General features: G+C 66.9%; 25 protein-coding genes. 21 read left to right on the plus strand and 4 right to left on the minus strand.

The window, feature by feature from the left end:
* The first annotated feature begins 1 nt into the window (after position 1).
* The 17 genes from ACWKY3_RS10495 (at position 2) to ACWKY3_RS10575 (ending at position 19,357) form a co-directional block, all read left to right on the plus strand.
* Positions 2 to 1,090, plus strand: a complete 1,089-nt coding sequence (locus tag ACWKY3_RS10495) for a hydrogenase large subunit (protein ID WP_449316356.1) — start codon at positions 2 to 4, stop codon at positions 1,088 to 1,090.
* Between the two features lie 7 nt (positions 1,091 to 1,097).
* A complete protein-coding gene (locus tag ACWKY3_RS10500; protein WP_449316357.1) occupies positions 1,098 to 1,454 on the plus strand; it encodes a 4Fe-4S binding protein in 357 nt (118 codons plus the stop codon).
* Between the two features lie 190 nt (positions 1,455 to 1,644).
* Entirely contained in the window at positions 1,645 to 2,307 is a 663-nt protein-coding gene (locus ACWKY3_RS10505) for a CDP-alcohol phosphatidyltransferase family protein (protein WP_449316358.1), read from the plus strand.
* A 311-nt stretch (positions 2,308 to 2,618) separates the two neighbouring features.
* The gene (locus ACWKY3_RS10510; RefSeq protein WP_449316359.1) at positions 2,619 to 4,547 is read left to right on the plus strand and encodes a VanW family protein; all 1,929 of its coding nucleotides are present in this window, start codon (positions 2,619 to 2,621) and stop codon (positions 4,545 to 4,547) included.
* A gap of 62 nt (positions 4,548 to 4,609) precedes the next feature.
* Positions 4,610 to 6,010 carry a D-alanyl-D-alanine carboxypeptidase family protein gene (locus tag ACWKY3_RS10515; protein ID WP_449316360.1) on the plus strand — a complete coding sequence of 467 codons (1,401 nt, stop codon included), beginning with the start codon at positions 4,610 to 4,612 and terminating at the stop codon, positions 6,008 to 6,010.
* 23 nt (positions 6,011 to 6,033) lie between these two features.
* Positions 6,034 to 6,474, plus strand: coding sequence for an FHA domain-containing protein (locus ACWKY3_RS10520; protein ID WP_449316361.1), 441 nt, complete (start codon positions 6,034 to 6,036; stop codon positions 6,472 to 6,474).
* A gap of 147 nt (positions 6,475 to 6,621) precedes the next feature.
* Positions 6,622 to 8,373: a thiamine pyrophosphate-dependent enzyme gene (locus ACWKY3_RS10525; protein WP_449316362.1), complete on the plus strand. Its 1,752-nt coding sequence runs from the start codon at positions 6,622 to 6,624 to the stop codon at positions 8,371 to 8,373.
* Positions 8,366 to 8,977 (plus strand): indolepyruvate oxidoreductase subunit beta, encoded by a 612-nt coding sequence (locus ACWKY3_RS10530; protein ID WP_449316363.1) that lies wholly within the window; start codon positions 8,366 to 8,368, stop codon positions 8,975 to 8,977. Before ACWKY3_RS10525 ends, ACWKY3_RS10530 begins: the two co-directional genes overlap by 8 nt.
* Positions 8,974 to 9,411 (plus strand): amino acid-binding protein, encoded by a 438-nt coding sequence (locus ACWKY3_RS10535; protein ID WP_449316364.1) that lies wholly within the window; start codon positions 8,974 to 8,976, stop codon positions 9,409 to 9,411. Before ACWKY3_RS10530 ends, ACWKY3_RS10535 begins: the two co-directional genes overlap by 4 nt.
* Positions 9,408 to 10,790, plus strand: coding sequence for a phenylacetate--CoA ligase family protein (locus ACWKY3_RS10540; RefSeq protein WP_449316365.1), 1,383 nt, complete (start codon positions 9,408 to 9,410; stop codon positions 10,788 to 10,790). Before ACWKY3_RS10535 ends, ACWKY3_RS10540 begins: the two co-directional genes overlap by 4 nt.
* A 136-nt stretch (positions 10,791 to 10,926) precedes the next feature.
* Complete coding sequence (gluQRS, locus tag ACWKY3_RS10545) at positions 10,927 to 11,874, plus strand: tRNA glutamyl-Q(34) synthetase GluQRS (protein ID WP_449316366.1); 948 nt, start codon at positions 10,927 to 10,929, stop codon at positions 11,872 to 11,874.
* Between the two features lie 164 nt (positions 11,875 to 12,038).
* Positions 12,039 to 12,815 (plus strand): hypothetical protein, encoded by a 777-nt coding sequence (locus ACWKY3_RS10550; RefSeq protein WP_449316367.1) that lies wholly within the window; start codon positions 12,039 to 12,041, stop codon positions 12,813 to 12,815.
* Positions 12,812 to 15,658, plus strand: a complete 2,847-nt coding sequence (locus ACWKY3_RS10555; RefSeq protein WP_449316368.1) for a molybdopterin-containing oxidoreductase family protein — start codon at positions 12,812 to 12,814, stop codon at positions 15,656 to 15,658. The genes ACWKY3_RS10550 and ACWKY3_RS10555 overlap by 4 nt, the downstream gene beginning before the upstream one ends.
* Positions 15,658 to 16,269 carry a 4Fe-4S dicluster domain-containing protein gene (locus ACWKY3_RS10560; RefSeq protein WP_449316369.1) on the plus strand — a complete coding sequence of 204 codons (612 nt, stop codon included), beginning with the start codon at positions 15,658 to 15,660 and terminating at the stop codon, positions 16,267 to 16,269. The genes ACWKY3_RS10555 and ACWKY3_RS10560 overlap by 1 nt, the downstream gene beginning before the upstream one ends.
* Before the next feature lie 120 nt (positions 16,270 to 16,389).
* On the plus strand, positions 16,390 to 17,079 hold the full coding sequence (locus ACWKY3_RS10565) for a TorD/DmsD family molecular chaperone (protein ID WP_449316370.1): 690 nt from the start codon (positions 16,390 to 16,392) through the stop codon (positions 17,077 to 17,079).
* Positions 17,076 to 17,759, plus strand: coding sequence for a ferric reductase-like transmembrane domain-containing protein (locus ACWKY3_RS10570; protein ID WP_449316371.1), 684 nt, complete (start codon positions 17,076 to 17,078; stop codon positions 17,757 to 17,759). Before ACWKY3_RS10565 ends, ACWKY3_RS10570 begins: the two co-directional genes overlap by 4 nt.
* Before the next feature lie 41 nt (positions 17,760 to 17,800).
* Positions 17,801 to 19,357, plus strand: coding sequence for a helix-turn-helix transcriptional regulator (locus tag ACWKY3_RS10575; RefSeq protein ID WP_449316372.1), 1,557 nt, complete (start codon positions 17,801 to 17,803; stop codon positions 19,355 to 19,357).
* Positions 19,358 to 19,486: 129 nt separating this feature from the next.
* Here the strand turns inward: ACWKY3_RS10575 and ACWKY3_RS10580 are convergent, their stop codons facing one another.
* Complete coding sequence (locus tag ACWKY3_RS10580; protein ID WP_449316373.1) at positions 19,487 to 19,981, minus strand: hypothetical protein; 495 nt, start codon at positions 19,979 to 19,981, stop codon at positions 19,487 to 19,489.
* 43 nt (positions 19,982 to 20,024) lie between these two features.
* Positions 20,025 to 20,918, minus strand: coding sequence for a UbiA family prenyltransferase (locus ACWKY3_RS10585; RefSeq protein WP_449316393.1), 894 nt, complete (start codon positions 20,916 to 20,918; stop codon positions 20,025 to 20,027).
* 370 nt (positions 20,919 to 21,288) lie between these two features.
* Between ACWKY3_RS10585 and ACWKY3_RS10590 the strand changes: the two genes are divergently transcribed.
* The 4 genes from ACWKY3_RS10590 (at position 21,289) to ACWKY3_RS10605 (ending at position 24,365) form a co-directional block, all read left to right on the plus strand.
* Positions 21,289 to 21,753: an acyl-CoA thioesterase gene (locus tag ACWKY3_RS10590; RefSeq protein WP_449316374.1), complete on the plus strand. Its 465-nt coding sequence runs from the start codon at positions 21,289 to 21,291 to the stop codon at positions 21,751 to 21,753.
* On the plus strand, positions 21,753 to 22,229 hold the full coding sequence (locus ACWKY3_RS10595) for a low molecular weight protein-tyrosine-phosphatase (RefSeq protein WP_449316375.1): 477 nt from the start codon (positions 21,753 to 21,755) through the stop codon (positions 22,227 to 22,229). Before ACWKY3_RS10590 ends, ACWKY3_RS10595 begins: the two co-directional genes overlap by 1 nt.
* Positions 22,230 to 22,233: 4 nt before the next feature.
* Positions 22,234 to 22,797: a phosphatase PAP2 family protein gene (locus ACWKY3_RS10600; RefSeq protein ID WP_449316376.1), complete on the plus strand. Its 564-nt coding sequence runs from the start codon at positions 22,234 to 22,236 to the stop codon at positions 22,795 to 22,797.
* Between the two features lie 299 nt (positions 22,798 to 23,096).
* Positions 23,097 to 24,365, plus strand: a complete 1,269-nt coding sequence (locus tag ACWKY3_RS10605; RefSeq protein ID WP_449316377.1) for a Rid family hydrolase — start codon at positions 23,097 to 23,099, stop codon at positions 24,363 to 24,365.
* Positions 24,366 to 24,648: 283 nt separating this feature from the next.
* Here the strand turns inward: ACWKY3_RS10605 and ACWKY3_RS10610 are convergent, their stop codons facing one another.
* Positions 24,649 to 25,212, minus strand: a complete 564-nt coding sequence (locus tag ACWKY3_RS10610; protein ID WP_449316378.1) for a hypothetical protein — start codon at positions 25,210 to 25,212, stop codon at positions 24,649 to 24,651.
* 262 nt (positions 25,213 to 25,474) lie between these two features.
* Complete coding sequence (locus tag ACWKY3_RS10615; protein ID WP_449316379.1) at positions 25,475 to 26,392, minus strand: LysR family transcriptional regulator; 918 nt, start codon at positions 26,390 to 26,392, stop codon at positions 25,475 to 25,477.
* Between the last annotated feature and the right edge of the window lie 247 nt (positions 26,393 to 26,639).

Here is a 26,639-nt window from a genome sequence, read left to right on the forward strand (position 1 = left end):
CATGGGGAAGGCGACCGTCATCCCGTTCGGCCCGCAGCACCCGGTGCTGCCGGAGCCTTTGCACCTCGACCTCGTGGTGGAGGACGAAACCGTCATCGAGGCTATCCCGCAGATCGGCTTTATCCACCGCGGGCTTGAAAAGCTCGTGGAAACGCGCGACTACAACCAGTTCATCTACGTGGCCGAGCGCATCTGCGGCATCTGCGCTTTCGGGCACTCCCTCGGCTACGCCGAGACGGTTGAGAAGCTCATGGGCGTGGAAGTGCCCGAGCGAGCCGAGTACCTGCGCGTCATCTGGCACGAGCTGTCCCGTATCCACTCCCACGTGCTGTGGATGGGCCTGGCCGCCGACGCCTTCGGCTTCGAGAGCCTGTTCATGCACTGCTGGCGGCTGCGCGAGCGGGTGCTCGACATCTTCGAGAAGACCACGGGCGGGCGCGTCATCTTTTCCGTGGTCAAGGTGGGCGGCGTGGCCCGCGACATAGACGAGGCTCAGTTCGCCGAGATCAAGCGCGTGCTGGAGGGCATCAAAGACGATTACCGCCAGATCATGAACGCGTTTCTGAAGGACACCTCGGTGAAGAACCGCACGGTGGGCGTTGGGTTCATCAGCCATGAGGACGCCCTTGCGCAAAGCATGGTGGGCCCGTTCGCGCGCGCTTCCAACGTGAACTACGACGTGCGCATGCTGGGCAACGGTGGCTACCGCTTCCTTTCCGACTTCCAGCCGATTCTGGACGCGCAGGGCGACTGCTACGCTCGCGTCAAAGTGCGCGCGCTCGAGGTCCTGCAGTCCATCGACATTATAGAGGAGATGATCGCCAAGATCCCCGCCGGGGACATCGCGGTGCCCGTGAAGGGCTCTCCTGCAGCCGGAGCCGAGGCGGCCAACGTGGTGGAGCAGCCGCGCGGCGAATGCTACTATTACGCGCGCGGCAACGGCACGAAGTACCTGGAGCGCATGCGCATGCGCACGCCCACGTCCCAGAACCTGGCGGGCATGACCACGGCGCTGGCCGGCTGCGATTTGGCCGACGTCAACATGATCGTGCTCACCATAGACCCCTGCATCAGCTGCACGGAAAGGTAGGATGGCCATGGGAGGATTCAAGCTCGGGAAGATGACCCTCGGCGGGCTGTTCAAGCAGCCTGAGACCGTCCAGTACCCCGCCCAGGTCAAAACGCCGCCGCCGGGCCTCAAAGGGCACGTGGAGAACGACGTGGCGCACTGCATCCTGTGCGGTATCTGCCAGAAGCGCTGCCCTTGCGGCGCCATCACGGTGAGCAAGCCCGACCGAACCTGGAGCATCGACCGCTTCCGCTGCGTTCAGTGCGGCAGCTGCGTGCGCGAGTGCCCCAAGTCGTGCCTGACCATGGAGCCAACCTACGCGCCTCCGGCCACTTCCAAGCACGCTGACTCCTTCAAGGTGCCTCCTGCCGAGAAGAGCGCCTAAGGCCGCCGCCCGAAGCGGAAGCGCCGTCTTGCGTCTTTGCGGGCATGGAAATGATGTTGAAGCGGGGAGCGGCTCGCCGGCGAAGCCGGGTCGACCTGTTAGAATTGAGCACCGACGAAACGGATGCGGGCGCGCGTGCGACGTGCGCCCGCATCCGTTTGGAACGGACGACGACGGACAGGAAGGCGACATGGGCGAGACGGGCGGCAACGCTGCGCAGGAAGGCCAGCAGGTGACCAACAAGGTGCTCACAGCACCCAACGTCATCTCGGCCGTGCGCCTCTGCCTTGTCCCGGTGTTCCTCGTCCTGCTGCTGAACGGGTTCGATCTTGCGGCCACACTCCTGTTCGCGTTGGCGGCTGGGACGGATTGGGTGGACGGCCAGGTGGCGCGTCGAACAAACCAAGTGTCCAAGCTGGGTCAGCTGCTTGATCCCGCCGTCGATCGCATCCTCATGATCTCGGGCGTCGTCGGGTTGCTGGCGGTGGGGCGCCTTCCGCTGTGGATCGTCGCCGTGGTGCTCGCGCGCGACGCGCTCCTGCTTTTCGGCGGGGCGTTTCTGCTCAAGCGCTTCCATGCGCGCGTCGCCGTCGTCTATCCCGGGAAGGTGGCGACCACGCTTCTGTACATCGGATTCGCCGGCCTGCTTCTGAACTGGCCCTTGGTGCCCGGACTTGGCGTCCTCGACGCTGCATGGCTGCCCGGCTGGGGCGCCGATCCCTGCTCGTGGGGCATCTGGTTCGCATACGCGGGGCTTGTCCTGTCCCTGGCCACCACGGCGTACTACGTGCGCGCGGGGGTGGGCGCCATGCGCTTGGCCGGCTCGCGGACGAAGACGGGCGGTTGCCGATGAACGGCCGCGAGCGGAGAAGCGCCCCCTCGCGCAGAAGCCCTGCGCAGGAACGTCCGTCCCGCGCGGCGTCGTCGCGTCCCGCGCGGCGCCCCTCCGTCCGCACCACCCCCCGCGACGGTTCGCAAGGCGCACGCTACGCCCGCTCCTCCTCTTCCCGAGAGGCATCGCCGCGCGCCCGCGCCTTGCGAGGTGCCGCCTCGCGCTCGTGGGAGTCGCCCTCGCTGTGGACGAAGGAGGCTTCCCGCGCCGCCTCCCGCGAAAACCCCGCGCTATCCGTCCTGCGGATTCTCGGCAAGGCGCTGCTCGCGCTTTTGGGGCTGATTGGGCAGGCGCTCGTCTTTCTCGCGCGGCTCATCGTCTCGCTCGCCTCCCGCAGCAGGGTGGCGCTTATCGCGTTCGTCCTAGCCGGCGTCTTGCTTGTAGGCGGCGCAGCGGACTTCATCCTGAACGTGGGGAAGGCTTACCCAGGCGTGCGCGTGGGGGAGGTGGACGCCGCGGGGAAGACGGCGGATGAGATAGAGGCGCTTGTCAACGAAGCGTACGCGGCGCGCCTGGCGGGCGGGAGCGTGGTGGTCTACGCCAGCGAGGAGGCCGAGGCGCGCGTGAACGACGAGCTGGCCGCCGCGCAGGACGCGGCGCTGGCCGAGCAGCTGGCGGTCGAGGAGGCCCAGGCCAACAAAGTGGCCTGGAAAGCCGACGCCTCAACGTTGGGCGCATCGCTTCCCGCGCGCGATCTCGCCGAGGAGGCGGTGCGGATCGGCCGCGAGCAGGGAGGCCTCTTCGCGCGCCTGGGCGCCCTGTTCGCCGGCCACACGGTGGAGGTCCGCGCCGATTACGGCGCGGATGCCGTCGAGCAGCTGGCCTCCGACATAGACGCCGCCATCGGCAACCCCCGCGTCGACTACGGCGTGTCCGTGGAAGGTGGCACGGCCGTCGTGACCGAGGGGCACGACGGCTCCATGGTCGATCGCGATGATCTCAAGCGCCTGTTCGACGACGCCCTCCTTGAAAACGGCGACGGGACGGGATCGTTCGTCGCCCATGCCGAGCACGCGCCGCTGCGCATCGACGCCTCGGCGGCCCAGGCCGTCGCCGACAGCGTGAACCGCGCCATCGGCGACGGAGCGCGGTTCGCCTACGCCGGATCGTCGTGGGACGCGTCGGCCGCCGACGTGGGCGCATGGGTGTCGACGCGGGTGGAGGAGCGCGGCGATGCCCATGCGCTCGTCGCCTACGTGGACGAGTCCCGCGCCAAGCCGCTTCTGCTCTCCCACGTGGAGGGCGTCGACGACAGCGACCCTATCCACGTGACCTTCGAGGCGAACGAGGAGGGCGTCAAGGTGCGGACCGACGGGACGGGAAGCATCCCTTTGGTCGCCGATGCCGTGCGCCAGCTTGACGCCGCCCTGTTCGGCGAAGGCGGCAAGGCGTTCGCCTCGTCGGACGACGCGCGCCTCGGGACGCCGGCGGAGGTGTCCATAGCAACCGGCACGGCCCCCACCGAGCTTTCGTTCGACGAGGCCATGGACCTGGGGATCATCGGCACCATCTCTTCGTTCACCACCGAGTTCACCACCGGCGCGGGCACCGAGAACCGCAACCACAACATCGCGCTCGTCTCCGAGCTTTTGTCGGACTCCGTCGTCGCGCCCGGAGAGCGATGGTCGTTCAACGGCACGGCGGGGGAGTGCAACGAGGAGGCGGGCTTCTTGGGCGCGGGCGCCATCGTGGACGGCGAGTACGAAGACGCCGTTGGTGGCGGCATCTGCCAGGTGGCCACCACGGTGTTCAACGCGGTGTACGAGTCGGGCTTTCCCGTTATCACCCGCCACAACCACTCGCTCTACATATCCAGCTACCCGGCAGGCCGCGACGCCGCCGTCAGCTGGCCGGATTTGGACCTCGTATGGGAAAACGACGGAGCGAGCGACGTTTTGGTGCGGCTCGCCTGTACCGAGGGGTCGGTAACGGCTACACTGTACGGCGTGGACCCCGGCTACCGGGTGTCCTCCGCCACCGGAGAGTGGGACGCGGGCGAGAGTTACTCGACCAAGACGCAGATCGACGAGTCGCTCGCCCCCGGCACAAGCTACGTCAAGACGCGCGGAACCGACGGCAGCACCATCACGGTCATCCGCACGGTGGAGGACGAGGAGGGCCTGATCGTGAGGGAGGACGCCTTCCATTCGGTGTACGACCCGGTGACGGAGGTCGTGGTGAAGGGCCCGGACGCCGCCTGATCGGCCGCGTGGGAAAAAGGGCCGTCCGCGCCGTCGCAAGAAAGAAGAGGTGACGCATCAGCATGCTCCGACATATCGCCGCGCAAGCGAAGGGCCGTGCCCTCGCCTGCGCGCTCGCCCTTTCGCTCGCGCTGTCCTGCGCCGCCGCGCCCGCGGCGTTCGCCGACGTCCGCAAGGCGGATATCGTCTACGGGCAGACGGTGGACGCCCGCGGCCTGTCCGTTGCGCAGTGCCCCAGCATCGACGCCGAGTACGCCGTCGTCATGGACGCGGAGGGCACCGTGTACTTCGAGCGCAACGCCTCCTCGCCCACCCAGATAGCCTCCATCACCAAGATCATGACCGGGTTGGTGGCGCTTGACGCCGTGGACGCGGGGCTGGTGTCCCTCGACACCCCGGTGACGGTGTCGGCCGAGGCCGCGGCGGTGGGCGAGTCGTCGGCGGGCCTTCAGGCGGGCGACGTCATGGACCTGGGGACCGCGCTCACGGCGCTGCTCGTCCCCTCCGGCAACGACGCCGCCGTGGCCATAGCCGAGACGGTGGGCGCGGCGCTGCTCGCCGCCGGAGTCGCCGGCGGCGACACGGCGCAGGACGCCTTCGTCGCCCAGATGAACGCCACGGCCGCCGAGCTGGGGTGCGTCGACTCGGTGTACGAGAACCCCCACGGGCTGGACTTCGACGCCTACGCGGGCAACCTGCACAGCACGGCCTCCGACGTGGCGAAGGTGGTGAGGCGCGCCATGCAGAACGAGACGTTCCGCGCCGCCGTCTCCCAGGGCGACACCGTCATAGAAGTGGAGCGCGGGGGAGTTCCGGCCAGCATCTCGTTGGAGACGACCGACGGCTTCTTCGACATCTACGAGCACGCCATCGGCGTGAAGACCGGGTTCACGGCCCTTGCCGGGGCGTCGTTCGCGGGCGCTGCGAACAACGGGGGCAAGGAGCTTTACGCCATCGTCATCAACTCCTCCTCCGAGGCGCAGCGTTTCCAGGACGCCATGACCCTGTGCGAGTGGGTCTACGAGCACGAGGTGAGCTACCCGCTGGCCAACAGCACGCAAACCGCCTCCATGAACGGCCGGGACGTGCCGGTGGTGGCGGAGGTCGCCCATACGGGCTGGATAGACAAAACGGTGAAGGCGACGCTTTCCGACCCGGACGCGGCCGCGACGATCTTCGATCTGAACGGCAACGTGAGCCAGTCGCTTGAGTTCGACGAAGTGAGCGGCAACGTGCACGCGGGCGACAAGGTGGGCACGATCACCTTCAAGCAGCGCAACGCCGTGATAGCCACCATGGACCTGGTGGCGTGCGAGGACGTGGCCGCCCCCGATTTCCTCGAGGGCGTGGGCGTGTGGTGGGACCGGCTCTGGCGCGGATTCTCCGGGCAGAGCCAGACGGCGGAGTCCGTGACGCTCAACCAAACGCCGCTCGTGGTCGACAAGACGGCCTCCGCCTCCTAGGCGCGCCGAAGGAAGGAGCTGATATGAGCACGGTATGCCCCGTTTGCAACAGCCCGGTGGACGAGCAGGTGCCGGCCTGCCCCTTGTGCGGGTTCAAACTGTTCGGCAGCACGCAGCGCTTCGAGCCGGTGGCGCTTGCGGGGGAGGCCCTGGAGGAGCACGCGCGCCCGCAGGCGGCGGCCGTCCTCCATGTGGTGCGCGGCCCGCAGACCGGCGTGAGCTTCCAGCTGGGCGACCGGGCGCTGTCCATCGGACGCAGCCCTCAGTGCGACGTGTTCCTCAACGACATGACGGTGTCGCGGGAGCACGCCTCCGTGGAGCCGGACGAGGGCGGCTACCTCATTCGCGACGCGAATTCGTTCAACGGAGTGTGGGTGAACAACGAGAACGTGGACGCGCGCCTTCTGCGCGACGGCGACGTCATCCAGGTGGGCGCGTTCTGCCTTGTCTACAAGGAGGAATGACCTCCCTGCGGCCCCCGAGCGGCGCGCTTGTCGCGCGTCGCGGCGCGAAGCGCGCCGTTTGAAACGGTCTTGGGCGTCCAACCGGTTCAGGCGGCGCGCTTTGCCGTATAATTCCCTGCGGGCCAGCAGGCAAGGAGGATACCCTTTATGGAACTGATGTCAGGCAACGAGGCCATCGCCCAAGGGGCGTGGGAGGCGGGCGCGCGCATCGGCACGGCCTACCCCGGCACGCCCTCCACCGAGACGATGGAGGCGTTCGCGCGCAAAGACGGCGTGTACGCCGAGTGGTGCGTGAACGAGAAGGTGGCCGTGGAGGTGGCCGTGGGAGCCTCGGCCGCGGGCGCGCGCGTGCTGTCCACGATGAAGCACGTCGGCGTGAACGTGGCGGCCGACCCGCTGTTCACCGCCGCGTACACGGGGGTGGGAGGCGGGCTGGTCATCCTGGCCGCCGACGACCCGGGCATGTACTCGTCGCAAAACGAGCAGGATAGCCACTGGTACGCCCGCGCGGCTCACATCCCCATGCTCGAGCCCGCCGACTCGGCCGAGGCGCTGCGCTTCGCGCGCGAAGCCTACGAGCTGTCCGAGCGCTTCGACGTGCCGGTGCTCGTCCGCTCCACGGTGCGCGTGTCGCATACGAAGACCCCGGTGGAGCCCGGGGAGCGCGTCGAGGCGCCGCTTGCGCCCTACGAAAGCGATCCGACCAAGTGGGTGATGATGCCGGCCTTCGCCAAGCCGCGCCGCAAAGCGCAGCTTGAGCGGGTGGACGCGCTGCGCGCCTGGGCGGAGGAGTGCCCCTACAACGAGGTTGTGCGCCGCGGGGACGATGTGGGCGTGGTGTGCGCGGGAGCCGCGTTCCAGCACGTGGCGGAGGCGCTGCCGGAAGCGAGCGTGTTCAAGCTGGGCTGCACCTGGCCTTTGCCCGCCAAGGCGCTGCGCGCGTTCGCCGCCAGCGTGAAGAGGCTCTACGTGGTGGAGGAGGCCTCGGAATACCTGTTGGAGAGCGTGCGCGCCCTTGGCGTGGAGGTGTCTTCGACGCCTTGCCCCCTGCCGCGCGACGGCGAGCTTTCGCCGGGCGCGGTGCGCGCGGCGTTCGGGTTCGAGGAGCCCGCGCACGCCCCGGCGCCCAACGACGTGCCGGCGCGCCCTCCGGCGCTGTGCGCAGGATGCCCGCACCGCCTGGTGTTCAAGGAGCTTTCGCGCATGAAGGCCGTGGTCACAGGCGACATCGGCTGCTACACGCTGGGCGCTCTGCCGCCGCTTTCGGCCATGGACACCACAGTGGACATGGGAGCGTCGGTGTCCATGTCGCACGGCTTCGAGCTGGCCTGGGCGGGCATCGAGCACCGTCCCGTCGTGGGCGTCATCGGCGACTCCACCTTCGCACACTCGGGCCTGTCGGCGCTCATGTCCACGGTGTACAACAAAGGCGGCGGCACCGTGTGCGTGCTGGACAACCGCACCACAGCCATGACCGGCCGCCAGGGCAACCCCTTCAACGGCGAGACGCTGCAGGGGCGCCCCTCGCGCGAGCTCGACCTCGAGGGCGTGGTGTGCGCCCTGGGCGTGGAGGACGTGCGCACGGTCGACCCGAACGACGCGAAGGCGGTGCGGCGCGCGCTCAAGGAGGCCGTGGCCAACCCGGAGCTTTCGGTGCTCGTGTTCCGCAGCCCCTGCGTGCTCATCGACCGGCGCCGCCTGCCGGCCTACGCCGTGACCGACGCGTGCACGGCCTGCGGCGTCTGCCCGACGCTGGGCTGCCCGGCCATCGCCAAGGAGGAGGACGGGCGGGCGCTCATCGATCCTGTGCAGTGCATCGGCTGCGGGCAGTGCGCCCAGTACTGCGCCTTCGGCGCCATCGTGCGGCCCGAGGAGGAGAAGGGAGGCTTTCATGAGTAGCGCGACCACCGTGCTTCTGTGCGGCGTGGGCGGGCAGGGCACCGTCCTGGCCGCCGACCTTCTGGCGCATGCGGCCCTGGAGGCCGGCTACGATGCGAAGGTGTCCGAGATCCACGGCATGTCGCAGCGCGGGGGCGCGGTGACCACCGTCGTGCGCTTCGGGCGCGAAGCCGTGCGCTCCATGGTGAGCGACCCCGGGTGCGCCGACTGCGTGGTGGCCTTCGAAACCACCGAGGCGCTGCGCAACCTGGCCTGCGTGCGCGAGGGCGGCTACCTGCTGGCGGCCGACGAGTCCATCCGCCCGCTGCCCGTGCTCACCGGGCGCGCCTCCATGCCGAAACGCGCGCGGGAGCGGCTTGCCGAGGCGGGCGCCTCGCTCATTCCGGCGGGCGCCATCGCGCGCGAGGCGGGCAGTCCCAAGTCGGTGAACGTCGTGCTGCTGGGCGCACTTGCCAGCCGCCTGGACTTCCCGCAGGACGCCTGGGAGCGCGTGATAGCGCGCCGCGTGCCGCCTAAGACGGTGGAGGCGAACCTGGAGGCGTTCCGCGCAGGCCTGGCGTTCGCCCGGGAAGCGGATGGCGGGGAAGGGGGCGATCGGGCATGAGCGTGCGCCAGATCAGCGTCTTTCTGGAAAGCCGTCCTGGGCATCTGCGCCGCGTGCTCGACGCGTTCGTGGCGGCGGACGTGAGCGTGCGCGGCTACTGCGCCTCGGACACGGGCGACTACGGCATCGTGCGCTTCGTGGTGGACGATCCCGAGCGCGCCATGGGCGTGCTCAAGGACATGGGCGCGGCCGCCACGGCCAGCGAGGTGCTGTGCCTGCGCCTTGCCGACGAGCCGGGAGAGCTGGCGCGCGTCATGGGCGTCATGGCCGACTGCGGCGTGAACGTGACGTACAGCTACTCGCTCATCTCCACGTTCATCGTGCTGTCGGTGAAAGACCTCGCGCGGGCAGAAGAGCTTTTGGCGGGCGAGCCGGTTGAGCTTGTGGGCCAGGAGGAGCTGGCCGAGCCCCTGGCTTCGACGGACGGGCGGTGAGCGCCGTGACCGACCTTGCCGTGAAAGGCGCGGCGCTGGCCGCCGCCGCTGCGGGCGACTTCTCGGGCCTGCCCATTCACAACCCCTCCGTCGAATGCGCCTCGCGCGAACGCATCCGCGCCATCCAGCTGGCCGGCCTCATCGAGCAGGTGGCGTGGACCTATGCGCGCGTGCCGTGGTACCGCGCGCGCATGGACGAACGCGGCGTGTCGCCTGCGGACATCAAAACGCTTGAGGACGTGCGCAAGCTTCCGTTCACGGACAAGTCCGTGCTGCGCGAGACCTTCCCCTACGGCCTGTTCGCCGTGCCGCTTGACGAGGTGGTGGAGCTTCATGCCTCGTCGGGCACCACGGGCAAGCCCATCGTGGTGGGCTACAACGCCCACGACATGGACCTATGGGCCGACTGCATCATGCGCCTCGTGCAGATGGCGGGCGTGGTGCCGGGCGACCGCGCGCAGATGGCCTTCGGCTACGGCATGTTCACCGGCGGCTTCGGGCTGCACTACGGCCTGCAGAAGCTCGGCTGCATGATGATCCCCGCAGGCTCGGGCAACACCGAGCGCCACATCGCCATGATAGAGGACTACGGCACCACGGTGCTCGTGGCCACGCCCTCCTATGCGCTGCACATGTGCGAGGTGGGGGAGCGGCTGGGGTTTGACTGGGAGGCGTCCACGCTGCGCGTGGGGCTTTTCGGCGGCGAGCCGTGCCCGCCGGGCCTCAAGGCCGAGATCGAGCGCCGCATGCACATCGTGTGCACCGACAACTACGGCCTGACCGAGGTCATGGGACCGGGCGTGTCGGGCGAGTGCTTGGCCAGCCGCGACATGCAGCACATCGCCGAAGACCATTTCCTGTGGGAGGTCGTGGATCCCGAAACGGGCGAACCCGTGCCGGACGGCGAGATGGGCGAGCTTGTGCTCACGCCGCTCGGCAAGCAGGCCATCCCCGTGCTGCGCTACCGCACCCACGACCTCACGCGCGTGATCACCGAGCCCTGCGCATGCGGCCGCACGACCGCCCGCATGCAGAAGGTGCGCTCGCGCTCCGACGACATGCTCATCATCCGCGGGACGAACGTGTTCCCCTCGCAGGTGGAGGACGTGCTGGCCGGCATCGAGGGCGTCACGCCCCACTACCGCATCGTCGTGGACAACGAGGGCGGCCTCGACCGCATGACCGTGCACGCCGAACTCAAGCCCGAGGCGTTCAGCGACTCCTTCGAGGAGATGGAGGCTTTGCGCCGCGCCATCGCGGAGCGCCTGAAAGGCGTGCTTCTCGTGGGGGTGAACGTGCGCCTGGTGGAGCCTGGCGGCATCGAGCGCACCACGGGCAAGGCCAAGCATGTGGAGGATAGGAGGACCTCGGCTACCTGACGCTTGGAGGGGCCAACCGGCGCTGCGGCCGGCCAAAAGATGCCCCGCCTTGCCTCTTGCGCATCCGAGCGAGGAGCGGGGCAACCCTAAGTGTCCCGACGGCTTCGCCGGCTTCGGCGAACGCCACCTGCTTTTTATGATTAACGTAGATGGCAAAATAGCAAAGCCCGTGGTGGGGCGGTTCGCGCCGTCGCCGACGGGGCGCATGCACGCGGGCAATGTGTTCGCGGCCCTGACGGCGTGGCTTGTGGCGAAGTCGCAGGGCGGGCGCATCGTGCTGCGCATCGAGGATCTGGACCGCGAGCGCTCGAAGCCCGCGTTCGTCGACGCGGTGCGGCGCGATTTCGAGGCGTTGGGCCTCACGTGGGACGAGGGCCCCTACTTCCAGCACGATCGCGACGAGGCGTACCGCGCGGCTTTCGAGTCGCTTAAACAGCGCGGGCTTGTGTACCCGTGCTTCTGCACGCGCGCCGACCTCCATGCGGCCTCGGCGCCGCACCGCGGCGAGAAACCCGTCTACCCCGGAACGTGTCGCGCCCTCACGGATGCCGAGCGCGCCCTGCGCGCGCAGACGCGCACCCCGGCGCAGTGTCGGCGCGCGCCCGACGCGACGGTGGCCTTCGACGACCTTGTCCAAGGCCCCTACGCGCAGAACCTTGCCCGCGACTGCGGGGACTTCCTCGTGCGCCGCTCGGATAACGCCTTCGCCTACCAGCTGGCCGTGGTGGTAGACGATGCCGCCCAGGGCGTGAACTCGGTGGTGCGCGGCGTGGACCTTCTGTGCTCCACGCCCCAGCAGATGCACCTGCAAACGCTTCTCGGCCTGCCGCACCCGTCCTACGCCCACATCCCGCTCATCACCTCCGAGCGCGACCGGCGCCTCTCCAAGCGCGACCGCGACGCCTCGCTTGACGCCCTCCTTGCGCGCTTCAAAACCCCGGCGGGCGTGATCGGGCACATCGCCGGCCTCACAGGGCTCGCCCCCACCTGCGATCCCGCCACCCCCGAAGAGCTGTTAGCGTCCTTCGACGTGGCGACCCTGCCTGGCACGCTCAAGGACCTCGTGCAGATAAACTGGCAATGATACGTCTCTGAACAGGTAAAATACAGGACTCACGCATTTTGCGTGAGAAATTCGGCGTCGATTTCTCCATCTTTCATCCATAATGCGGCTGGCCGGAGGCGCGGCGGCTTCCTAAAGTTCTCTCTGTCGATGCTGACAGCGAGGCCGAAAGGAGGGACGCGCTCATGCAAAGCGCACCGATCCGCGCGGCAGGGGAGGAGCCCGGCCGCGATCCGCGGGAAAACGGCCTGACCGACCCGGCGCGCACTGACGTGTCGGATGACGACGCCTTTGGCGAACTCGCCGCGCTCTCGCCGGAAGAGAAGCTCGCCGCGCTTGAGGAGGCCGTTGCAAGGCATCCGCTCAATCGCGAGGTGCTCTACAAGATCCTCGCCTACTGCGCTGAAGAGCGCGCGCTTGAGGACATGGAGCGCAAGATAGCCTCCTGGCCCGAGTTCAGGGGCGCCACGCAGAACCAGCGCCGCATGGCCGAAACGCTCGTGCGAGCCCATGGCCTTGAGCGCAAAGAGTACGACGCCGACGACGCGGCCATCACCCCAAAGCGCATGGAGGGCCTTGGCGAAGACGAGGCAAGCGACCTTGCGGCCTCCATCGCCTACCGCACGACCGAGGCGGGCGCGCGCTTCGTGGAGAGGCACCGTCCGCGTGCCCGCCTCGAAGAGCTTCTGCAGCTCTCGCCCGATCGCGCGCCCGCTTACTTGGAGCTGCTCGCGTTCGCGGCCGAGAAGCCGCGCACCTACGGCGAAGTGGTCGGGCTTTTGCGCGGGCGGCCCGTCCTTGAGACGGCCATCGACGGCACCCGGCTCACCATGCAGCCAAGCGTGCTTGTGGACAAACTGGAGCGCTGCGGCGCCCTTGTTTGGGATGACGGTTGGACCGCGACAGAGGAGGGAAGGGCGTTTTTGAGGGAACGGAAGGCGAGAGAGGACGGAAGCGAATGAGGAGAAAGGTTGAGGACATGGTGGAAACCACGTTGACACGGCGAAGCTTCGTCAAGGCGTCCGCGCTGGCGGGCGCGGCGGCGGCGTTCGGCGCGTCGCTTTCGGGCTGCATCCAGGAGGCCCCCGAGCAGCAAGGCCAGGACGGGGGCGCCGAGGAGGGCCTCGTCCGCATGAAGACCTCGTGCCACGGCTGCATCCAGATGTGCCCGGCCATCGCGTACCTGCAAGACGGCGTCGTCGTGAAGCTGGAAGGCGACCCGGACGCGCCGGTGAGCCGCGGGAGTTTGTGCATCAAGGGCCTGAACCAGCTGCACACCATGTACAGCCCCCGGCGCATCCTGCACCCACTCAGGCGCGCCGGCGAGCGCGGCGAGAACAAGTGGGAGGTCATCAGCTGGGACGAGGCGGTGGAGGAGGCGGCGACGCACATCTGCGACGCCATCGACAAGTACGGCCCCTACGCGTTCTTCGCGAGCGTCGGCGGCGGCGGATCCTACTCGTTCATGGAGGCCATGACGCTGCCCATGGCGTTCGGCTCGCCCACCGTGTTCGAGCCGGGCTGCGCACAGTGCTACCTGCCGCGTTGGAGCCTCTCCAAGCTCTTCTACGGCGGCAACGACCAGTCCATCGCCGACAACGCCGTGCAGGAGATATTCCGCACGGGCGACGACAACAAGGCCGAGGTCGTGGTGCTGTGGGGCGCCCAGCCCTCCGTCAGCCAAACGGCCGAGTCCGGCCGCGGCATGGCCGAGCTGCGCGCCAAGGGCGTGAAGACCATCGTGGTCGACCCCAACTTCTCGCCCGACGCAGTGAAAGCCGACGTGTGGCTGCCGGTGCGCCCGGCCACCGACACAGGCCTTCTGCTGTGCTGGTTCCGCTACATCTTCGAGAACAAACTCTACGACGAGGAGTTCACGAAGTACTGGACGAACCTGCCGTTTCTCATCGATCCCGACACGAAGCTGCCGGTCAAAGCCCAGGAGCTGTTCCCCGATTTCAAGCAGTCCACGCCCGAGAACACCCCTGCCTACGTGTGCTACGACCTCAAGACGAACGCCGTGGCGCCCTTCGAGTTCTCCGCTCCCGCGGATGCGGCGGTGGATCCGGAGATCTTCTGGCAAGGGGAGTTCAACGGCAAGGCCTACAAGACGGCCGGCCAGATATACCGCGAGGAAGCCGAACCGTGGACGCTCGAGCGCACTGCCGAGAATTGCTGGCTTGAAGCCGACAAGATAGAGGAGGCCGTCAGGCTCTACGCCGAGGCGGGCGTGGCGGGCATCTGCAACGGAGTGGCCTCCGACATGACCGAGTCGGCCTCCCAGGTGCCGCTCGGCTGCATGGGCCTGGACGCCGTCATGGGCTACATCAACAAACCCGGCTGCACCATGACGCAGTACGGCGCGGCGGGCGCGCCTCCCACGAAGCGCCCCGTCACCTACAACAACGGCTTCGACGGCATGTTCTCCGACATGTACGGCATCGGCGCCGTGGTGGGCATGAGCGATGCCGAGAACGAGGAGCGCTCCAAGAAGCTGGGCGAGGAGAACCCCCAGCAAGAGCTTGCGAACCAGCTGCTCATCGACCGCTTGGGCATGAAGGACCACAAGGGCCTCTACGCCTGGTGCCACAGCCATATCCCCACGGTGCGCCAGGCCATCGCCACGGGCGAGCCCTACAAGCCGCGCGTGTGGTTCGACATGTCGGGCAACAAGCTGGCCATGCTAGGCAACGCGAAGTCGTGGTACGACGTGTTTCCCGAGATCGATTACATCATAGGGCAGTATCCCATGCTCACCTCCTTCCACGTGGAGGCGGCCGATCTCGTGTTCCCCGTGCGCGAGTGGCTGGAAGAACCCATGGTGAACATGACCCAGCTCAACACCCAGTGGCTGCAGAACGAGTGCGTGCACATCGGCGAGACCGTGTCGCATTCCATCCCCGCCGCGCAGGTGGTGGCGAAATGCCGCGAGAAGATGGGCGGGGAGCTTCCGGGCCTGGTGCCGGGCTACATCGGCAACGCCACCGAGGAGGAGGTCAAGGCGAGCGTAGCCGAGACGCTGCACGCGCCCAGCTGGGACGAGCTGGTGGCCGACACCGATCGGTACGTTCCCTACGTCACGCCCGAAGAGGATTACTTCCACTACGGTCAGCACGAAACGGTGGTTGACGACGGCCTGCCGGCGGGCTTCGGCACCGAGTCGCGCAAAGTGGAGGTTTACTGCCAGATCCTGCTCAAGCTGGCGCGCACGGGCTACCCGTTCTGCTATCCGAAGCCGCAGGAAGCGTGCGAGGACTACAGCCCCATCTGCGCCTACATCGAGCCGGCCGAAAGCCCGCTCGCGGACGAGGAGTACCCCTTCGTGCTCACGTCGGGCCGCGTGCCGTACTTCCACCACGGCACCATGCGCCACGCCGCGCTGTCCCGCGAGCTGTTCCCCACGGCCGAGATCCGCATCAATCCGCGAAGCGCCGCCGAGCTGGGCATCGAGCACATGGACTGGGTGAAGGTGTCGAGCCGTCGCGGCGAGGTGCATGCGCGCGCCTACCTCACCGAGGGCGTGAACCCGAGGACCGTGTGGATGGAGCGCTTCTGGAACCCCGAGTGCTATGACGAGTCGCAGGCCAACCCCACGGCCGGATGGCGCGAGTGCAACGTGAACGTGCTGACGAAAAACGACGCCCCCTTCAACGAGGTGTACGGATCCTACACCAATCGCGGCTTCACGGTGAGGATCGAGAAATCCGAGCGGCCCGCGAACGTGTGGGTGGAGCCTGAGGAGTTCGCGCCGTTCCTGCCCAGTGACGAAATGAAGGCCGAAGCCCGGACGGAGGATGTGTTCTGATGAGAAACTGCCTGGTCGTAGATTTGGACCGCTGCAGCGGATGCGACAGCTGCATAGCGGCCTGCAAGCTTGAGAACAACGTCGACCTCGGCGTGTGCTACAACCGCGTGCACGCCGTGGGCCCTGTGGGCACCTTCCCGGACATCGAGCAGTACTGGCTTCCCCTGCAATGCCAGCAGTGCGAGAACCCGGGCTGCATCGAGGTGTGCCCCACAGGCGCGTCGTACCGCGACGAGGAGACGGGCGTGGTGCTCGTGAACTCGGAGGAGTGCATCGGCTGCGAGTCGTGCCTTGCCGGCTGCCCGTACAACGTGCGCACGCTCAACCCGAACACGAACGTGGTGGAGAAATGCACGCTGTGCTTCCAGCGCCACGAGGACGAGAGTTGGGAGCCGGCCTGCGTGCACAACTGCTGCTGCGGCGCGCGCTACTTCGGCGACCTCGACGACCCCGACAGCCCGGCGGCCAAGGCCGTCGCGGCGGCAGGGGAGGAGAACTGCCATCATCTGGCCGACGAGCACGGCCTTGCGCCGGCGACGGTCTACATCCTCTCGGCCAAGACGGCGACGTGGCAGGACGATCCCGTGACGACGGACCGCTTCGTGAAGTAGCCCTCCGCCGCTCCGTGCGGCTCCCCGGCAGGCCGGCCCCCTCCCCATGGCCTGCCGGGCGGGTCCTTTCGCTTCGCAAGCACCTGAGGGGCGCGTCGGGGAGGGGGAGAGAAGGATCGGATGGAACGGGAAGCAATCAGGGACGGGATGCGCGAGGCGCTTGAGGGACGTGCGGCCTTTTACGACGCCCTCGCGGCACTGTACTTCAAACCGCTTTCGCAAGAGCAGGTGGACGCCATCGCGGCGATGGACCTGAGCGCTTACGAGGGCATCCACGAGCTGTTCGACAAGGGAGCGCGCGACGTTCGCCGTGCGCTCGCACGACCCGATTCGGGCACGCGCCAGGACCTTGCGGTGGACTTCACGGCCGCGTTCGCCGGCACATCGTCTTGGGAGGGGCGCTACGCGGTGCCCTACGAATCGGTGTTCTCAAGCGATGAGGGGTTGTTGTTCCAGGAGGCGTACCACAAGGTGCATCGCCTGTTCAGGCGAAACCGCATCGAGCGCGCGCAGGGGTTCGACTACCCTGACGACCACCTGTCCTTTCTTTTGGAGTTCATGGCCGTCCTCTCCGAGCGCGCCCTCCGCGCGCTCGACACGGGCGACGCCGCAGAGGCCCGCGCCCAGATCGAGCTGTCGAAAAACGTGCTGCGCGACCACGTGCTGTCGTGGTTCGACGACTTCGAGGAGCTGGCGCTGCACATCCTGAAAACGCCCTTCTACCGCGGCGTGCTCTCCATGAGCAAGGGGTTTTTCCTGTTCGACGTCGAAGTGCTTGACGAGATGGGAGAGGAGCTGGCATCGCTATGACGTTCGCTTTCGTTCTCGTATGCACGGTGGCCGCATGCTTCGCCCTGCGCAACCCGCTCAAAGCCTGCCCGCCGGCGTTCTACGCGCTGGCCGTGGCCGTCGACGCGGCCTACCTTGCCGCAGGCGCGTGGGAGATGCCACGGGACGTGTGGGTGGCGCTGTTCCTGCTCGTCCAGAAGTGCCTGCTTCCGCTCGCGCTTTTCACGGTGGTCATGTACGTGGGCGTGCTTCCGCAGGAGTCGCGGCCGCACCGGTGGCTCAAGGCCGTGCGCGCCGAGCTGTCCATCGTCGCATGGATACTGTCGCTTGGGCACATGGCGGCCTACCTGGCCTCGTACGCGCCGCGCATCGCGCAAGGAGGGCCGGTCAACCTCAACGTGGCCTCCTCGTTCGCGCTCGCGCTCGTCCTGCTCGCGCTCCTGCTCGTTTTGGGCTTCACGTCCTTCAACGCCGTGAAGCGGCGCATGCACGCCGATGCTTGGAAGAAAGTGCAGCGGCTCGCGTATCCCTTCTTCGCCTTGACCTACGCGCACCTGCTGCTTATGCTGGGTCCCTCTGCGGTGCGCGGAAACGACGCCGCGGTTGCGAGCGTGGCCGTGTACTCCGTCGTGTTCCTGGGATACTTCGCGCTGCGCACGCTCCGATGGGCGCTCGACCGCCGCGCGCGGGCGGCGGACTGAGCCGGGACGCGAACCACAGGGGGAGGGGATTTGCCGCTGCCATGAGTTCTTTCACGAGCAAGCTCGTCAAAGCGTGCCCGCCCTTGCCGTATCTGGCGCTCGGCGTGTGGCTGGCCTGGTCCTACATCGCTTACAGCGGAACCGCCTGGCTGTCGGACACCGAAACGGACGGCACCAATATATCCATCATGTACATGGTGTCCACCGTCGCCTTCGGCGCCTCCTTCGCGCTTGCGGCGATGGGGCCGCGCCGCGCGCACCGGTTCGTCGAGCGCGCGGGAACGGTCGTCGGAGGAGGGGCGCTCGCCTCGCTCGGGTGCGTGGCCATCATCCTTGTCGGGCCGTACTACCTCTACCATGAGCTCCCCTACGCCGCCGTGCTGGCGCTGTTCTACCTGGGCTGCGCGGCCACCGGACTGGGAACGGCGGCGATCGGGCTTCGCTGCGGCTTGCTGTACGGCTCCCTGCCGCCGCGCACCGCCATCCTCTACACGGCTTTTTCCCATGTGGCGCTCGCCCTCGTTTACTTCACGGTCATCGGCTCTCCGTCTTGGCAGCCCATCGCGGGCGGCCCGTCGCTCTCGGGCATCCTGGCGTTTGCGGGCATGCCGTTGCTCGCGTCGGCGACGGTCACGCTGCCCGCCGCCGACGGATGCGAGGACGAGGGGGAGGCGCCGTTTTCCGAAGACCATGCAAGCCTGCCGCGGCCGTTCTGGAAGCTCGTCGCCGTGACGTTCGTCTTCTCGTTCGTGGTGTCCTCCCTGCGCTCCCTGTGCGTCGAAGCTTCGCCGGTCGATGTGACGCTCGACGGAACGCGGGTGGTCATGCTTCTGCGCATCGCGGTGGCCCTCGGCTTTGCCGCGGCGGCCGTCGGCGTGGAGGGGGAGCGGTTCGACTTCGGGAGGATCTATTCCGCCATCATGGTGGGCGTGGTGGCCCTCATCGCGTTCTGTCCCATCGTGGGCGTGGCGCACCTGGTGTGGACCCAGCTCGTGACCATCCTGTCGATCGTGTTCGAGTTCGTGCTGTGGTGCATCCTGGCCTTCGTGGTCTACCAGCGGCGCATATCGGCCGTGCTCGTGTTCGGGTTCGGCTACGGCGCGTTCATGGTGGGATCGGGCGCGGGCTGGATCGCGGGAGTGGACGTTTTCTCCATCCTCCTCGGCGAGCAAGGCTCCATCTTCCTGTTCGCCGTCCTCGCGGTGGCCGTGCTCGCCTGCGCGTTCCTGCTGTTTTCCGAGAAGGAGTTCGACCGCCTGTTCAGAACGGAGGGAGACGGGGAGGCCACGCTTGACGACCTGCTGGGCGACGAGCTTTCCCTTGTCGGTCGCTACGGCCATGAGGACCCCCCCCCCGAGAGGAAGGGGCGCTTCGGCAAGGCCATCGAGGAGCTGTCGCACCGCGCCGGGCTGTCGAGGCGCGAGATGGACGTGTTCCGCTGCCTGGCCATGGGCTACGACGCCACGGCCACGGCGAAGAGGCTGCAGGTGTCGTGGAACACCGTGCGCACCCACACGCGCAACGTGTACGCGAAGCTCGGGGTCCATTCCCGCCAAGAGCTCATCGATCTCGTGGACGAGGCGACCAAGCGGACCTAGGGCGCCCTGCGCCCGGCCGCGAAGCGCGTCAGGCGAACTGGGTTTGACGCGCATCGCGCAACGGCCTCAGCGCGAGCTGGCCGAACGCGCCTCGGATGCGCGCCCGGACTCGCCTTGGATCCTGGGGCCTTACAACGCCGCCAAAACGCCGACGCCGACCGTCACGGCCAACGCGGCTATCAGGAACAGCACGGTGGCGGGGCGCAAATGCCCGAAGCTCGCCCTGCGTATCCGCTCGGCCATGGCGGCGGGGTCCGCGCCGTCGCCCTCCCTTGGCCCCTCGGCTTTGGGCCTGTTCGCAATAAGGAGCCACATCACCGTCGCCACCAGCACGAGAAGCGCCGCGTTGCTGACCGCCGCAGCCGCAGAGGCTATGGCGGCCTGCCCCGCGATCGTTGTGCCGAGGAACGCGGCGAGCGTGGCCATGAGCGCGGCGCACGCCGCCATCACAACCGCCATGCGCCGCCCAAGCTCGCGAAACCCGGAGTCGCCCTCCTGCTTGCGGCCCGCGCGGCCCGCAAGCAAAAACAGCCATGATCCGCGCCAGAACATGACGGCCAGAAGCGCGAACGCCGCCAGGGAAACGATCGATGCCGCCAGGGCGACGAAAGCGGTTCCTTCCACCGATCCTCCTATCGGTCATGCGCCCGCATGCAGGCGCGCAAGGTCATACGGTCACTGCGGCGCCGCCGGCCAGGATGGCTGCGGCGTAGAACGCTCCGAGCGCGACGTTCACGCCGCAGATCTGAGCCATCGCCCCGATGCGCGAGGCGGGGGAGAGCGGATTTCTCATGAGCGCCGACACCAGCGGATAGGCCGCCAGGAGCATGAACGGCACCACCGCCAGGCCATGGGGGAAGAACGCGGCCACAATCGCCACGATGGCGGCTATCCAAGCCGCCACCAGGCCGTGATAGAGCCTCCGCGCCCGCTCGCGGCCCAGCAGCACGGGCAGCGTGCGCCGCCCCGCCTCGACATCCTTCTCGACGTCGCAGGTGTTGTTGGTCATCATGATGAGGCCCACGCCCACGATGGTGGGCGCAGCCCAAAGAAGCGCCCGCGCATCGAGCGTCCCGGTGAGCGCCTGGTAGCAGGCAAGCGGTATAAGCCCGCCCATCACAAGGCCGCTCACCGCCTCGCCCACGGGCAGATACGACAGCGGGGTCTTGCCGGCCGAGTACAGCACCGTGAACGCCGCCCCCACAACGCCGATGGCGAGCGGCACCCATCCCGCAACCCAGATCACATAGCCTCCAAGCGCGAACGCCGCCACCAGAAAGCCCACCGCCAACCGCTTTGCCGAGCGCGGGTCAACGTTGTTGTACACGAGCACGGCGTCGGTCGGGTCCACGTTGTCGTCGGCGGAGTCGGCGCCCTTCACGTAATCGTAGTAGTCGTTGAACGTGTTCACGGCCGCCTGCATGAGCACGCAGATGACCAGGAGCACGCATGCCATGGTCACCGACACGGGCGGCTTCGTCACGGCTGCGGCCGCCACGGACACAAGGACGGGCAGGATGGCCGCCGGCCAGGTGTGCGGCGCCGCCAGCTGCATGGCCATGCGCGCCGTGAGCCGCCCGCACGAGGGACCCTTCCCCTCGGACGACCCCTTGATCGAACCGCGCGCCTCTGCGCTCATCCTCCGCTTCCTTTCCCTTGCTCGTCGCGCCGCTTCCGCTGCCCCCGCGCGCAGAAGGCGCGGGCTTGGTGCCATGCGGCGATCATGCTTTCCAAAACGCCTCCAAGCGAGGCGGCGGCCTGCCGCGCGAAGCCCTTCGCCCTAAGCCCGTGCTGCGCGCCTGCGGCGGGCGCACGCGTGCCCGCCGGGTTTAAACGGTGATTCCGCGAAAGTCCGCTGCCCCTCGGCCATATGCGCTACGATGGTGCGCATGCTGTCATTGTAGCCGATCAGAGAGGACGGGGCTTGCGCTATGCGGGTTTGCACGCCAATCACCATACGCTATGCCGAAACGGATATGATGGGCATCGTCCACCATGCGAACTACCCGCTGTACTTCGAGGACGCGCGCACCGCGTTTTTGGAGGCGGTGGGCTTTCCCTACCGGCGCGTAGAGGAGGCCGGCTATCTTTCGCCGGTGGTGGATCTTGCGGTGGAGTACGGCGAGCCTCTGCGCTACGGCGACGTCGCGGTGGTGCGCACCCGCGTCGCCTCGTCGCGCCCCACGCGAACCGTTTACGCCTACGAAGTGTTCAAGCAGGGGCAGGATCTTGACGCGGCGAAGCCTTGCTGCACGGGCCGCAGCACGCACTGCCTCGTGGACGCGCGGACGTTCAAACCCGTCAGCATCAAGCGCGCCGTGCCCGAGCTTTACGAGATCTACGAGCGGGTGGTCGAACCCGACGCCGACGGCGGAAAAGAGAAGGGGGACGTCTGATGAGCGCGCCGCTTCGCATCCTGTTCGTGTGCCACGGCAACATCTGCCGCTCTCCCATGGCCGAGTTCGTCATGAGGGACCTCGTGGGAAAGCGGGGGATGGCAGAAGCGTTCTCCATCGCATCCGCGGCCACGCACGACGACGAGATTGGAAACCCCGTGCACCCCGGCACGCGCCGCATGCTCGAAGCGGCCGGCATCTCCTGCGACGGCAAGCGCGCCCGGCGGCTGCGCCGTGCGGACGCGGGGGAGTGGGATCTGTTCGTGGGCATGGACGAGGCGAACATGCGCGACATGCGCCGCCAGCTGGGAAGCGTCGCCGAAGGGCGTTGCCGCAAGCTGCTGGAGTTCGCCGGCGAGGATCGCGACGTGGCCGACCCGTGGTACACGGGCGACTTCGAAGCGACCTACGACGACGTGCTCGCCGGCTGCACGGGTCTTCTCTCCTGGCTCGGCGACGTGCGGCGCAATGGATAACGGCATGGACGCGGCCCTTCTCGACATCCTTCAGGCGCATGCGCGGTCGCCTTTCATGGATGCGTTCATGGTGGCCGTCACGCACCTGGGGGACCTCGCCGTCGTGTGGCTTGCCGCGGCGGCGGCGCTCATCGCGCAGCCGAAACGCCGCATCTTCGGCATCGCGCTCGTCGTGGCCGTCGTCGCCGCGGCCGTGATCGGCGCGTTTTTGCTGAAACCCCTGTTCGGACGCGAAAGGCCCTTCCTGGCGCACGGGTTCGCCCACCTGCTGGTGCCCCCGCCGTTCGGAAGCTCCTTTCCATCGAACCACTCCATGGTGTCCTTCGCCGCCGCAGCGGCGCTGTGCTGCCTGCCCGACAGAACGCGCCTGGCCACCGGCCTTAAGATCGCTGCCGTGACGCTTGCCTGCCTCATCGCGTTCTCGCGCCTGTACCTCTACGTCCATTACCCCAGCGACGTTCTGGCGGGCGCCGTCTTGGGCGTTGCTACGGGATGCCTCGCGGTCAAGCTGACGCTGGCGGCCTCGAAGCGATTCGGGTGCCGCATAGGAGCGCGAAACGACCGCTGACCGTTTGGCCTTGCCGCCAATCGGCGAGCGGCGGGCGAGGATGCCCTGCATCAAACCGGGCGAATGCGCGCCTTTTCCGCATAGTCGCCCCCTGCCTTCCATATTTTCCGGCAAGCGGCGTCCTCGCATCGCTCCTGCGGGCGGGAACGCGCCCGCATTCCCGCCCGAAACGTCCTTTGTGCGCAGATATAATGCTGCCGCCCGCATGGCGCGCCGTTTGGCGCGGCGCCATGGCGGGGAAGGGCCGGGCGAGCCCTCGCGGGCACCGCAGGCGAACCACTCTGAAAAGGAGGATTCACATGAGCGGCGACAACGCAGTACTTGCACGGAACACGGATGCGGCACCCGCATGCCCCCTGTGCTCCCACACCGTGGCTTTCTCCCACTACAACAACCTTTCCGCGCAGCTGCCCATCGACCCGGCAACCGGCCAGATCGTGCCGGGCGGCGCGCGCGAACAGGCCGCGCAGTGCCTTGCGAACCTCAAGGCCGTGATCGAGAGCATCGGGCACGGGCTGGGTGATGTGGTGCGCCTCACGGTGTTCGTCAAGGACATCATGGACATGGACGCCGTCGACGAGGCGTACCGGGAGCTGTTCGCCTCCTACGTCCCCGCGCGCACGACGGTCGCGGTGGCCGACCTGCCCTTGGGCGCGCTCGTGCAGATGGAGGCGCTCGTCAGCAACGGCGAGGGCACCATTCCCGGCGCTCCCCAAGCTGGCGATCTGGTCAAATACGTCAACAACACGCCGAACGCGCCTTTGAGCGCGCTCTTTTCGCAGAGCGTGGCGTTCTCGCACTACAACAACATCACCGCGCAGCTGCCCATCGACCCGGCAACCGGCCAGATCGTCCCCGGCGGCATCGAGGAGCAGACCGCGCAGTGCCTGAGGAACGTCAAAGCCATCCTGACGAGCATCGACGTGCCGTTCGACGACATCGTCAAAACCACCGTGTTCGTGCGCGACCTTAACGACATGGACGCGGTGAACGGCGTGTACAAGCGCTTCTTCCCCGATTCGGGCATCGCGCGCGCCGTGGGGTACCTGCCCGCTCGCACGGTGGTGCAGGTGGCCGACCTGCCGCTTCATGCGCTTGTGCAGGTGGAAGCCGTGGTCTCCCACGGCGACGGCACGCCGCCGCAGGCCGTGGAGGACCGTCACGGCCTCATCATCGAGGCGAGCAACGCCGCGGACGCGCCCGTGTGCCCGCTCTCCTCGCAAAGCGTGGCGTTCTCGCATTACAACAACATCACCGCGCAGCTGCCCATCGATCCGAAGGCCGGCAAGATCGTGGCCGACGGGACGCGCGAGCAGGCCGAGCAATGCCTCTCCAACATCAAGGCCATCATCGAAAGCGTCGGCCACAGCCTGGCCGACGCCGTCAAGGTGAACATCTACCTGCGCGATCTGGCCGACCTCGACGCCGTCGACGAGGCGTACCGGGCGTTTTTCCCCGAGGGAACGCCGGCGCGCCGAACAGTGGGCGTGTCCGCCCTGCCTTTGGATGCGAAAGTCCAGATAGACGCCATCTTCGGTAACGCAGAGGGCACTCCGCCCGTCGCCTAGAGGCGAAAAGGGAGCAGAAGCGAGAAGGCCCGCCCCCGGAAGTTGCGGGGGCGGGCCTTCGCCTGTTCAAGAAAAGCGCCTCGTCTCACACAAGGCGCCGCACGAGCGATATGCACATCGCGACGCCCGCGAAGCACAGAAGGGAAATCGCGTATCCCATGGTTCCTCCTTCGCATCGTGGGCCTGCCGAGGCCAGCATACCGCCTGCGCCCAAACGACGCCAGGGATCGGGGGCGTCGGTTACCGAACGGTATCCTCGAAGGCACCGCGAAGGGAAGGGGCGTCAGGTGCCGAGGAGCGCGCCGGTCAGGGCCGCCTCCGAGCCCGCAGCGGGCTTCCACAGGCCCTCCTCGCGCTTGAAAGACAATGCGATGGGGGCGGTTTCTGCAGGCGAAAGCGCCTCCATCGTCTCGATCGCCGCTTGAGCGACCAGCCCGTTCAGCTCCTCCTGGGTCATGTTCGGCACCGATTCGTCCGATGCGAGGCCCTCTGCGAACCGGTCCAGCTCCTCGTTGAACGCCTTCATGCTCTTGCAGGTCAAAACGATGGTGACCGTCGCCTCATCGCCCTCGGCGGACACATCCTCAATCCGGTAGTCGAACCCTGCCAGGTAAGACGAGAGGAAAGCCCTCGCGTCGACGCCGATCGCTCCAAGCCCCTCCAAGGCCGGATCGGCGCCCAGCGCGTCCATGAGCTCGGGGCGCTGCGTTTTGACGGCCTCCAAGCTCTCGACCGCTTCGCCCGTTATCGTCTCCTCGGCGCTGGGCCCGCAGCCCGTAGCCGGCAAAATGCCCGCGAGCGCCAACGCTCCCGCCAGCAAAAAGGGTACCGCACGCTTCACAACCATCGAAGGCTTCCTCCTTGGGAACCGTGTGCCTTTGATCAGGATACCCTGTTTCGAGATACGCGTCCACGAAAACGAGAAGCGACGTCTCTTGTAGTGCAAGATGGGCATACGACAACGTGCAGAAAGCTGGGAGCGCTTACGAAAACCTCGGCAAGACGACTTCGGCCACAGCTCGGATAAGACGGTCGCGCATCGTCGCCATGACGATGCGCGCGATAGCCGCCGTGCTCAATGCGGCGTCAGTCCACCTGCTGCTTCAAGCTCAACCTCGTGAAAGAAGAGACTCTAGCTCAAGCTCTTTGCCGTACGGGGAAAGGAGCTTCTTGGCGACGGTACGCGCTGTTTGGCTTAGATCGGGATGAAACACGAACATCGAGTCCATCTCGATTGGCGCGTTGACAAGCGGGCGAATGCAGACATGGTCGGTGACCAGAGCTTTGGCGTATTGGGTCTGAATGATAAACAAGTCCTCGCTCGTCGACACCCTGGCAAGCATGAGGTTCTTGTCGTGCAAAAGCGCCTCCTGCCTTATGCCGTGATCGCGAAACGTTTTCTCGTAAAGCCTTCCTTTATAGGGGCTTGTCTGGATGATGGTCTTGCCACGTAGATCAATCTTGAAATCAATCAGTTTCTTCCGGGCGAGGGGATTGTCCTCGCCAAGCAAAACGGAGAGCGTGTCATCGCAGAGCTTGATAGCCGGAAGCTCGAAATCGGCCGGCGGCCGAATGGTGAATGCGAAGTCCATCTCCCTTTGCGCTATGGCGTTCCAGAAAGCGTCATGATCTCCATCTATCACATCGACTTCAATATGAGAATCCTCTTTGAAACTCGAGAGGAAGGCGCGTTTTTGATCGTATCCGACATACATGCTCAGCAATCCGATGCGGATGCGCTCCGGCATCGTTTTACTCGCCTTGCGGATGTCCGCCCGACAGGCATCCCAAAGTCTGTCCTCCTCGCGAAGATAGCGCAGAAGAACGCGCCCTGCCGGGGTCAACTTGACGCCCCTTCTGCCTCGGATGAAAAGCTGCGCTTGCAGTTCTTTTTCCAGAGTGCGCATACTTTTTGACAGCGCTTGCCGCGAAAGGTGAAGTTTTTCGGCCGCTTGGGCTATATTGCCCGTTAGGCAGAGCGTGCAGAAATAACGTTTCTTATCGGGGTCCATGCGGAATTTTGCCATCAGGCGCCCTCCTTGATTTCGCGGAAGAAAACCTTTCTTGACCTTAGCAGATGCTTCCGCGACTATCCTCCGTACGTCAAGTATAGGGAAATCCCAAGGGATCGCAACGCTAAAACTCTATTAGTTTAATAGGAATTATTCGTATGTTAGCAACGTGAAATGGGGTTATATCGTGATGTAAAACCGAAGTTGGCGTGAGATCGGGCAAAAGAGTTTCTTTTCATGGTCCTTTGTCGGCCGTAATGTG

The organism is Rubneribacter sp., from assembly GCF_965361815.1.

Bases quoted from the DNA above. Each gene is read 5' to 3' on its own strand.
- ACWKY3_RS10560 (WP_449316369.1), top strand. From the start codon at position 15,658: ATGAGAAACTGCCTGGTCGTAGATTTGGACCGCTGCAGCGGATGCGAC.
- ACWKY3_RS10495 (WP_449316356.1), top strand. From the start codon at position 2: ATGGGGAAGGCGACCGTCATCCCGTTCGGCCCGCAGCACCCGGTGCTG.
- ACWKY3_RS10570 (WP_449316371.1), top strand. From the start codon at position 17,076: ATGACGTTCGCTTTCGTTCTCGTATGCACGGTGGCCGCATGCTTCGCC.
- ACWKY3_RS10575 (WP_449316372.1), top strand. From the start codon at position 17,801: ATGAGTTCTTTCACGAGCAAGCTCGTCAAAGCGTGCCCGCCCTTGCCG.
- ACWKY3_RS10550 (WP_449316367.1), top strand. From the start codon at position 12,039: ATGCAAAGCGCACCGATCCGCGCGGCAGGGGAGGAGCCCGGCCGCGAT.
- ACWKY3_RS10600 (WP_449316376.1), top strand. From the start codon at position 22,234: ATGGACGCGGCCCTTCTCGACATCCTTCAGGCGCATGCGCGGTCGCCT.
- ACWKY3_RS10500 (WP_449316357.1), top strand. From the start codon at position 1,098: ATGGGAGGATTCAAGCTCGGGAAGATGACCCTCGGCGGGCTGTTCAAG.
- ACWKY3_RS10535 (WP_449316364.1), top strand. From the start codon at position 8,974: ATGAGCGTGCGCCAGATCAGCGTCTTTCTGGAAAGCCGTCCTGGGCAT.
- ACWKY3_RS10520 (WP_449316361.1), top strand. From the start codon at position 6,034: ATGAGCACGGTATGCCCCGTTTGCAACAGCCCGGTGGACGAGCAGGTG.
- ACWKY3_RS10565 (WP_449316370.1), top strand. From the start codon at position 16,390: ATGGAACGGGAAGCAATCAGGGACGGGATGCGCGAGGCGCTTGAGGGA.
- ACWKY3_RS10610 (WP_449316378.1), bottom strand. From the start codon at position 25,212: ATGGTTGTGAAGCGTGCGGTACCCTTTTTGCTGGCGGGAGCGTTGGCG.
- ACWKY3_RS10590 (WP_449316374.1), top strand. From the start codon at position 21,289: ATGCGGGTTTGCACGCCAATCACCATACGCTATGCCGAAACGGATATG.
- gluQRS (WP_449316366.1), top strand. From the start codon at position 10,927: ATGATTAACGTAGATGGCAAAATAGCAAAGCCCGTGGTGGGGCGGTTC.
- ACWKY3_RS10525 (WP_449316362.1), top strand. From the start codon at position 6,622: ATGGAACTGATGTCAGGCAACGAGGCCATCGCCCAAGGGGCGTGGGAG.
- ACWKY3_RS10530 (WP_449316363.1), top strand. From the start codon at position 8,366: ATGAGTAGCGCGACCACCGTGCTTCTGTGCGGCGTGGGCGGGCAGGGC.
- ACWKY3_RS10555 (WP_449316368.1), top strand. From the start codon at position 12,812: ATGAGGAGAAAGGTTGAGGACATGGTGGAAACCACGTTGACACGGCGA.
- ACWKY3_RS10515 (WP_449316360.1), top strand. From the start codon at position 4,610: ATGCTCCGACATATCGCCGCGCAAGCGAAGGGCCGTGCCCTCGCCTGC.
- ACWKY3_RS10595 (WP_449316375.1), top strand. From the start codon at position 21,753: ATGAGCGCGCCGCTTCGCATCCTGTTCGTGTGCCACGGCAACATCTGC.
- ACWKY3_RS10615 (WP_449316379.1), bottom strand. From the start codon at position 26,392: ATGGCAAAATTCCGCATGGACCCCGATAAGAAACGTTATTTCTGCACG.
- ACWKY3_RS10605 (WP_449316377.1), top strand. From the start codon at position 23,097: ATGAGCGGCGACAACGCAGTACTTGCACGGAACACGGATGCGGCACCC.
- ACWKY3_RS10505 (WP_449316358.1), top strand. From the start codon at position 1,645: ATGGGCGAGACGGGCGGCAACGCTGCGCAGGAAGGCCAGCAGGTGACC.
- ACWKY3_RS10585 (WP_449316393.1), bottom strand. From the start codon at position 20,918: ATGGCCATGCAGCTGGCGGCGCCGCACACCTGGCCGGCGGCCATCCTG.